Source organism: Okeania hirsuta (assembly GCF_003838195.1).
Lineage (GTDB): Bacteria > Cyanobacteriota > Cyanobacteriia > Cyanobacteriales > Microcoleaceae > Okeania > Okeania hirsuta.
Genome location: NZ_RCBY01000563.1, coordinates 1 through 1,577, shown reverse-complemented (window position 1 = coordinate 1,577; position 1,577 = coordinate 1). Strand labels below are relative to the sequence as shown.

Sequence of the window (1,577 nt, the reverse complement as noted above, 5' to 3'; positions counted from 1 at the left end):
CTCCTCTCCATTGGAAAGTACTGAGGTATTATTGTTTAAATCGCGGTTAATATTCTCCGTATTATTGGGGAGTTCGTCAATAACCCCAACTTGACCAATATCTTTGAATATGATCAAAAGGTATTGGGTGTGTATGGGACAGGATCCTACGAAAATGATGTGTGGGGATTGAAACTGGGGTTAAGAATGGAAAACACGGATCTCAGATACTTTCCTAGTGAATACGCAGGAAAGCAACCAGCAAAACTTCACCAACCTTTTCCCTAGCGCGCATACTTCTATAAGCTCACGGATAACTTCTCCTTACAGGCCGGCTACTCGCGCCGAATCTTCCGGCCACGCCTGTGGATTTGAATCCTTTCTTTAATATCCGAAACAACTTACAGCATTCGTACCGTAATCCAAGATCTGCTACAGAATTCACGATTTCGTATGAAATATCCAGTATTTATATTGCCGGCCCAGCTTCCTTCAATTTTTCTATTTATCAAACGTTACACCACGGACGTTGTGGAACGGGTTTCTACCTTCGAAAAACAACGCTGAACATCTTCAAACCCTATAATATCGGCACCAATCGAGCAACGGGGATTGAAATCAATGGGAAATAACACCGTATCCAAAAACTTCTCCGTCAACGGGGATATCAACTACAACTACTTTAATCGCAAAGGAGAACTAGAAGGGTACCAACTTTGATTTCAGTGCAGATCAGTGGACCAGCAAGTTTGACGGCTAAGCTCAAGCTACCAGCGGGCATTGACTTTGAAGCCACCGGCCAATACGAATCTCGCCAACAAACTGTCCAAAGTTTGATTTCCGGCAACCTGTTCATGGACATGGAATTCGCAAGAAGATTCTTAAAGGCAGAGTTGTGATCAACTTTAGCGCCCGTGACCTCTTCGCTTCGCGCATCCGAGAAAGCGTAACAGAGCAACCTACTTTCTATGTCTATAGTTGGCGCCAGCGCGGCCGATTCCTAACCCTAGCCTTCAGTTATGGCTTTTGAAAGGGAGAGGCTATGGAATTCTCTGGCGCAAGAAGAAGACGGTAGGTTTAACTCGCCAGCTAGACTTCGCGGCACGTTCCAGAACGTTATTGAAGAATGTAACTTGGTTGTTCAGCTGCCAATAATGGTAGTTCGAAGATTCTATTTTATCCTATTGCCTTTTGCGCTTACTTTCGCTTCCGAAGGTCCTAAAAAACCAAATGCCCCTTCCAACAATCCTAACTCGTGTAAAACCTTCTATTCTCCACCAGGTCTTATAGGGAGAGAACGTGATCCATGCATTATTAACCTCTAGAAGTGAAAAAGGGAAATGGCAAAAAACAAACACCCGGCACCTATATGCGTGTCATCCACCGATACCTCGGTTTCTTCTGGCTGCATCATGGCAGTGTATGCGCTCAGTGGCATTGTATTGGTTTTTCGCAACACAGATTTCTTGAAAAAAGAACGAAAGCATGAATTGGTCATCGCCAAAAATCTGCCCGCAGCCCAACTGGGAGAAGCTTTAAAAATACGAAGACTAAAGGTCACCAAATCTGAAGGTGACATGATGTACTTCGACAATGGC

The 1,577-nt window shown here is 44.3% G+C and carries 4 protein-coding genes; all 4 read left to right on the top strand.

Features of this window, described 5'->3' with window-relative positions:
* The first annotated feature begins 39 nt into the window (after window positions 1-39).
* On the top strand, window positions 40-267 hold the full coding sequence (locus tag D5R40_RS43320) for an outer membrane beta-barrel protein (RefSeq protein ID WP_124155881.1): 228 nt from the start codon (window positions 40-42) through the stop codon (window positions 265-267).
* A 428-nt stretch (window positions 268-695) separates the two neighbouring features.
* Window positions 696-878 (top strand): outer membrane beta-barrel protein, encoded by a 183-nt coding sequence (locus tag D5R40_RS36755; RefSeq protein ID WP_161565180.1) that lies wholly within the window; start codon window positions 696-698, stop codon window positions 876-878.
* A complete protein-coding gene (locus D5R40_RS43315; protein WP_161565179.1) occupies window positions 875-1,009 on the top strand; it encodes a hypothetical protein in 135 nt (44 codons plus the stop codon). Before D5R40_RS36755 ends, D5R40_RS43315 begins: the two co-directional genes overlap by 4 nt.
* Before the next feature lie 310 nt (window positions 1,010-1,319).
* On the top strand, window positions 1,320-1,577 hold a 258-nt coding region (locus D5R40_RS32855; RefSeq protein ID WP_205127848.1), incomplete at its 3' end, for a hypothetical protein.